The organism is Streptomyces sp. CA189 (assembly GCF_056428985.1).
Window position 1 is genome coordinate 87,681 of the sequence record NZ_JBWJVM010000027.1, and the last position, 6,100, is coordinate 93,780.

The following is a 6,100-nucleotide window of genomic DNA, read 5'->3' on the forward strand; positions in this document are numbered from 1 at the left end:
CCACCCGACCTACCATGACCATGTGGACATCGACGCGTGGGTGTGGTGGCTCATCGGCGCGGTCGGACTGGGCATTCCCCTCGTCCTGACCGCGATGCCCGAGTTCGGCATGTTCGCCGCCGGAGCGGTGGCGGCCGCCGTCACCGCGGCCCTCGGCGGGGGAGTGGTGGCCCAAGTCCTGGTCTTCGTGGCCGTGTCGGTCGCGCTCATCGCGGTCGTCCGCCCGATCGCCAACCGGCACCGCAACCAGAAACCCCAACACCGCAGCGGAGTCGACGCGTTGAGGGGCCGCAGCGCCGTGGTCCTGGAACGCGTGGACGCGAGTGGCGGCGGCCGGATCAAGCTGGCCGGCGAAATCTGGTCGGCACGCTCCCTGGACGCGGACATCACCTTCGAACCGGGCCAGTCCGTCGACGTCGTGGAGATCGACGGGGCGACCGCCGTCGTCATGTGACGAACCAGCACGTGAGCAACTCACCTGTGTGCACGCCACATGTGGGCAAGCAGCCGACCCGCGGCCCCGGGGTCTGCGAGACTCCGCTGAACGGGGCAGCACAGACAGCCGGAAGGGCACGGGGAACCGCATGCAACCGATCATCATCGTTCTGATCATTCTGGTGGTTCTGGTCTTCATCGCACTGGTCAAGACGATCCAGGTGATCCCGCAGGCCAGCGCCGCCATCGTCGAGCGATTCGGCCGCTACACCCGCACCCTCAACGCGGGCCTCAACATCGTCGTCCCGTTCATCGACTCGATCCGCAACCGGATCGACCTCCGGGAGCAGGTCGTCCCCTTCCCGCCGCAGCCGGTCATCACCCAGGACAACCTGGTCGTCAACATCGACACCGTCATCTACTACCAGGTGACCGACGCCCGGGCCGCGACGTACGAGGTGGCCAGCTACATCCAGGCCATCGAGCAGCTCACCGTCACCACGCTCCGCAACATCATCGGCGGCATGGACCTGGAGCGGACCCTGACCTCCCGCGAGGAGATCAACGCGGCCCTGCGCGGAGTCCTCGACGAGGCCACCGGCAAGTGGGGCATCCGCGTCAACCGCGTCGAGCTGAAGGCCATCGAGCCGCCGACCTCCATCCAGGACTCGATGGAGAAGCAGATGCGCGCCGACCGCGACAAGCGTGCCGCGATCCTCCAGGCCGAAGGTGTCCGCCAGTCCGAGATCCTGCGCGCCGAGGGCGAGAAGCAGTCGTCCATCCTGCGCGCCGAAGGCGACGCCAAGGCCGCCGCCCTGCGCGCCGAGGGCGAAGCCCAGGCCATCCGTACGGTCTTCGAGTCCATCCACGCCGGCGACGCCGACCAGAAGCTGCTCGCCTACCAGTACCTCCAGATGCTCCCGAAGCTGGCCGAAGGCGACGCGAACAAGCTCTGGATCGTCCCGAGCGAGATCGGCGACGCCCTCAAGGGCCTCTCCGGAGCGATGGGCAACTTCGGCCCGATGGGCGCCGCCTCCGGCTTCAACCCGCAGAACGCCGGCAAGGACGGCGGCGGCATCCCCGCCGCCCGCGACAAGGACGCCGCGGAACGCCGCGAGCAGCCCCCCATCGACTGAACGGGCCGTTCCCTCCTGCATGATCAGTGAGGCCCCTCGACCTTCACGGCGGGGAGGCGACTCACTCATGCAAAGGGGACGACCCCGCCCATGTCCATCTGGGAATCACTCGCGGTCTTCGCGGCCGGCATCGGCGCCGGCACCATCAACACCATCGTCGGTTCCGGCACCCTGATCACCTTCCCGGTGCTGCTGGCCACCGGCCTTCCGCCGGTCACGGCCAACGTCTCCAACACCCTCGGCCTCGTGCCCGGGTCGATCAGCGGAGCCATCGGCTACCGCAAGGAGCTCCAGGGCCAGCGCGCCCGCGTCATCCGGCTCGGCGCCGTCTCCCTCGTCGGCGGACTCGCCGGCGCGATCCTGCTGCTGACCCTGCCGTCGGACTCCTTCGACACGATCGTGCCCGTCCTGATCGGCCTGGCCCTCGTCCTCGTCGTCTTCCAGCCGCGGCTCGCCGCCGCCCTGCGCCGGCGCCAGGAGGCGGCGGGAGGCGACACCGGCCACCCCGACGGCGGCCCGCTGCTGCTGTCGGGCATGCTGTTCTCCAGCGCGTACGGGGGCTACTTCGGCGCCGCCCAGGGCGTGCTCTACCTCGGCCTGATGGGCCTGCTGCTCCGCGATGACCTCCAGCGGATCAACGCGGTGAAGAACGTCGTCTCGGCGATGGTGAACGGCATCGCGGCCGTCTTCTTCCTCTTCGTCGCCGACTTCGACTGGACGGCCGTCCTGCTCATCGCGGTCGGCTCCACCATCGGCGGCCAGCTCGGCGCCAAGGTCGGCCGCCGGCTGCCGCCCACCGTTCTGCGCACCGTCATCGTGACCGTCGGGATCATCGCGATCGTCCAGCTCCTGCTCCGCTGAGCGACGTAGAAAACGTACGTCGCCCAGCGCAGCCGTCTACCCGGCGGGCCGAGCCCGCCCTACGCGATCATCCGCGGCCCTACGCGGAACGCTCCAGCCACTCCGGCAGCGCCTCCTGCCCGCCCACCCCCAGCGCGAGCAGCATGGCGTCGCCCGGCGAGGGAACGAAGGGCTTCCGGAGGAGTGGCATCCCCGCTTCCTCCGGTGTCCGGGCCGCCTTGCGGTGGTTGTCCTCGGAGCAGGAGGCCACCGTGTTCAGCCAGGTGTCCCCACCCCCCTGAGCCCGCGGCAGTACGTGGTCCACGGTCGTCGCGCGCTTCCCGCAGTACGCGCACCGGTGTTGGTCCCGGATCAACACCCCCCTCCGTGACCAGGGAGCATGTCTCCGGAAGGGCACCCGGACGTACCTGCAGAGTCTGATCACCCGCGGCAACGGAAGATCCATCGTGGCCGCGCGCACACGGAACTCGGGATGCGCCTGTTCGACCACGGCCTTGTCCTGGAGCACCAGGACCACCGCCCGGTTCATCGTCACCGTCGACAGCGGCTCGAAGCTCGCGTTGAGCACCAGCGTGTCCCGCATCTCGCCCACCTCCCGTGTGCAGGCCCGCGACCACCCTGGCGGCAAGGCCCGCAACCACTCTGGTCGCGCGCGCCACGCGGGACAACGCAATAAAAATGCCCGGTCCTGGCCGTCTTTAGACCAGGACCGGGCAAACGCTCGGAGAACGAAGCGCGGAACGCTCAGCCCGCGGGAGCCTCGTACTCACCGATGAGCTGCGCACGCCCCAGCGCGTGAAACCGCAGATTGAACCCGACGACGGCCGGCGACACGTCCGCCCCCGGACCGAGCTTCTCCTCGTCCACGGCGTACACGGTGAACACGTACCGGTGCCGCTCCCCGGCCGGGGGAGCCGCCCCGCCGAAGTCCTGGGTGCCGTAGTCGTTGCGTACGTGCACGGCCCCGGCGGGCAGCCCCTCGAACTTATCCGAGCCAGCTCCCGCCGGCAGCTCGGTGACCGAGACCGGCAGGTCGAAGAGGACCCAGTGCCAGAACCCGCTCCCCGTCGGCGCGTCCGGGTCGAAGCAGGTCACGGCGAAGCTCTTCGTCGCCTCCGGGAATCCCTCCCACCGCAGGTGCGGCGACACGTTCCCACCGGACAGCACCTGGGCGGGCCCCAGATCGGCCCCGGGTTCCAGGTCCGCGCTGCTCACGGTGAACGCGTGCACCGCCGGATGGAAATCGTGGGGGAGCGGCGCCCTGCTCTGCTCGGCCACTGCGGAACCTCCTGCTGGGTTGAGTCGACGCTGACCGGTACCTGTACCGGCACCGAGCCTAGATCCGCTCAGAGCCAGTTGCGCTGCGAACCCACCGACGAGATCCACTGGTTCAGGTAGGCCGCCCAGTCGGTGCCCTGGTAGGACTGCAGCCCCACCTGGAAGCAGCGGAAGGTATCGCTGCCCTCGCTGAACAGACCCGGCTTCTTGTCCATCTCCAGGACCACGTCCATCTCGCGCCCGTCGGAGACGAAGGTCAGCTCGACCTGGTTCAGCCCCCGGTACTGCGACGGCGGCAGGAACTCGATCTCCTGGTAGAACGGCAGCGTCTGCCGCGTCCCGCGGATGTGCCCGCGCTCCATGTCGGCGCTGCGGAAGGAGAAGCCCAGCTGCGTGAAGGCGTCGAGGATCGCCTGCTGCGCCGGCACCGGGTGCACGTTGATCGCGTCGAGGTCGCCGGCGTCCACCGCGCGCGCGATCTCCAGCTCCGTGCTGACCCCGATGTTCATCCCGGGAAGCTGGCGCCCCCCGAAGTGGGTGATCGGCGTCTCCCAGGGGATCTCCAGCCCGAACGGCACCACGTGCAGCGCGCCCGCCTGCACCTGGAAGGCACCACCGAGACGCTGCTTGGTGAAGACCACGTCCTGCTTGTACTCCTGGTCGTTGCCCTCCACCTCCACCCGCGCCTGGAGCCCTACGGACAGCCCCTCGATCTGCTGCTCCACGGACCCGCCCTGGATCCGCACCTCGCCCTGGACGATCCCGCCCGGCACGACGTTCGGCTCGGTGATGACCGTGTCGACCGAAGCACCACCGGCACCCAGGCTCGCGAACAGCTTCCTGAACCCCATGCTCTGACTCCCCTATACGTATACGACGTGCTCGAAAAAGTTCTGCTCGACCAGCCCCGCGCGACGGGTGCAGGACTACCCCTACAAACGCGGAACCTTAGGCCCCGGTTGCAGGAGTACGCAGTCCACTACGCTCGACTGGATGAGCGCGCGCCCCGACCGTACGCCCCTGCCCCGGTCCTTCTTCGACCGCCCGGTCCTCACCGTGGCCCCGGACCTCCTCGGCCGCACCCTGGTCCGCCGCACCCCGGAAGGCCCCGTGGAACTGCGCATCACGGAGGTGGAGGCGTACGAGGGGGAAGCCGATCCGGGCTCCCACGCCTACCGCGGCCGGACGGCGCGCAACGCGTCGATGTTCGGTCCACCCGGACACGCGTACGTCTACTTCATCTACGGCATGTGGTTCAGCCTCAACGTGGTCTGCGGCCCGCCCGGCCACGCGAGCGGTGTCCTGCTCCGGGCGGGGGAGATCACCGTGGGTACGGATCTTGCCCGCAAACGCCGAGTTTCAGCCAGATCCGACCGAGAACTGGCCAAAGGCCCGGCCCGCCTGGCCACCGCCCTGGCCGTGGACCGCTCCCTGGACGGCACGGACCTGTGCACGGGCCCGGATTCCCCCTTGTCCCTGCTGGCCGGCACCCCCGCCCCGCCGGACCTGCTGAGCAAGGGCCCCCGCACCGGAGTGGGCGGCGCCGGCGCGGCGCACCCGTACCGCTACTGGATCACCCACGACCCGACGGTGAGCCCGTACCGAGCCCACGCGCCACGCCGCCGCTCAACTTGACTCGGCCTCTGCGGACGCCTAACGTAGCCCGAGCCGCTTGAACGGGGCACTGCTATCAGCAGACCCCCAGAGCGGCCAACCCACTACCTACGACTTACCCCTGGCGGGGTCCTATTCGGCATGTCCGAATTCGATTCCGAACGGCCGATTATGAGCCACACGGGATAAGCGCTAATGTGGTGGAGCGCCGAAAGGCAAAGACCCCCAACGGTCACCGAATTCAAATCCAGTCGACTGCAACTTTCGAGAAGCAGACAACGGAAATGATCTGGTAGAGTTGGAAACGAAGGAAGCGCCCGGAGGACCTGGAGACAGGAACAAAGGAAGCGTCCGTTCCTTGAGAACTCAACAGCGTGCCAAAAATCAACGCCAAAAAGTTGATACCCCGTCCATTTCGGTGGATGAGGTTCCTTTGAAAAAGACCTGTGAGGTCGCGGCTTCGGCTGTGATGCTTGCAGGCAATTACACAGCGAGGACGCAGTGGACGGTCGGTCTTATTCCGACATGACTGTCCCGCTCTAAGTGCGTGTGCACCCGATTACGGGTAAACATTCATGGAGAGTTTGATCCTGGCTCAGGACGAACGCTGGCGGCGTGCTTAACACATGCAAGTCGAACGATGAAGCCCTTCGGGGTGGATTAGTGGCGAACGGGTGAGTAACACGTGGGCAATCTGCCCTTCACTCTGGGACAAGCCCTGGAAACGGGGTCTAATACCGGATAACACTCCTGCCTGCATGGGCGGGGGTTAAAAG

7 protein-coding genes and 1 rRNA gene are annotated in these 6,100 nt (G+C 67.8%); 5 read left to right on the plus strand and 3 right to left on the minus strand.

Annotated features, from left to right (window positions below; all coding sequences use genetic code 11):
- Positions 1–22: 22 nt before the first annotated feature.
- The 3 genes from AC061S_RS21220 to AC061S_RS21230 all read left to right on the plus strand — a co-directional run bounded on the left by AC061S_RS21220 (position 23) and on the right by AC061S_RS21230 (position 2,432).
- Positions 23–454 carry an NfeD family protein gene (locus AC061S_RS21220; RefSeq protein ID WP_478687521.1) on the plus strand — a complete coding sequence of 144 codons (432 nt, stop codon included), beginning with the start codon at positions 23–25 and terminating at the stop codon, positions 452–454.
- Between the two features lie 130 nt (positions 455–584).
- Complete coding sequence (locus AC061S_RS21225; RefSeq protein ID WP_478687522.1) at positions 585–1,571, plus strand: SPFH domain-containing protein; 987 nt, start codon at positions 585–587, stop codon at positions 1,569–1,571.
- A 90-nt stretch (positions 1,572–1,661) separates the two neighbouring features.
- Positions 1,662–2,432, plus strand: a complete 771-nt coding sequence (locus AC061S_RS21230; RefSeq protein WP_478687523.1) for a sulfite exporter TauE/SafE family protein — start codon at positions 1,662–1,664, stop codon at positions 2,430–2,432.
- Between the two features lie 79 nt (positions 2,433–2,511).
- Here AC061S_RS21230 and AC061S_RS21235 read toward each other — a convergent pair whose 3' ends face one another.
- The 3 genes from AC061S_RS21235 to AC061S_RS21245 all read right to left on the minus strand — a co-directional run bounded on the left by AC061S_RS21235 (position 2,512) and on the right by AC061S_RS21245 (position 4,561).
- Positions 2,512–3,015: an HNH endonuclease gene (locus AC061S_RS21235; protein WP_478687524.1), complete on the minus strand. Its 504-nt coding sequence runs from the start codon at positions 3,013–3,015 to the stop codon at positions 2,512–2,514.
- A 161-nt stretch (positions 3,016–3,176) separates the two neighbouring features.
- Positions 3,177–3,710 (minus strand): YbhB/YbcL family Raf kinase inhibitor-like protein, encoded by a 534-nt coding sequence (locus tag AC061S_RS21240; protein ID WP_478687525.1) that lies wholly within the window; start codon positions 3,708–3,710, stop codon positions 3,177–3,179.
- 68 nt (positions 3,711–3,778) lie between these two features.
- Complete coding sequence (locus AC061S_RS21245; RefSeq protein ID WP_266909861.1) at positions 3,779–4,561, minus strand: sporulation protein; 783 nt, start codon at positions 4,559–4,561, stop codon at positions 3,779–3,781.
- Between the two features lie 142 nt (positions 4,562–4,703).
- On the opposite strand from AC061S_RS21245, the gene AC061S_RS21250 reads away from it, so the two are divergent.
- Complete coding sequence (locus AC061S_RS21250) at positions 4,704–5,345, plus strand: DNA-3-methyladenine glycosylase (protein WP_478687526.1); 642 nt, start codon at positions 4,704–4,706, stop codon at positions 5,343–5,345.
- Positions 5,346–5,896: 551 nt separating this feature from the next.
- Positions 5,897–6,100 (plus strand): 16S ribosomal RNA (locus AC061S_RS21255); the annotation flags it as partial.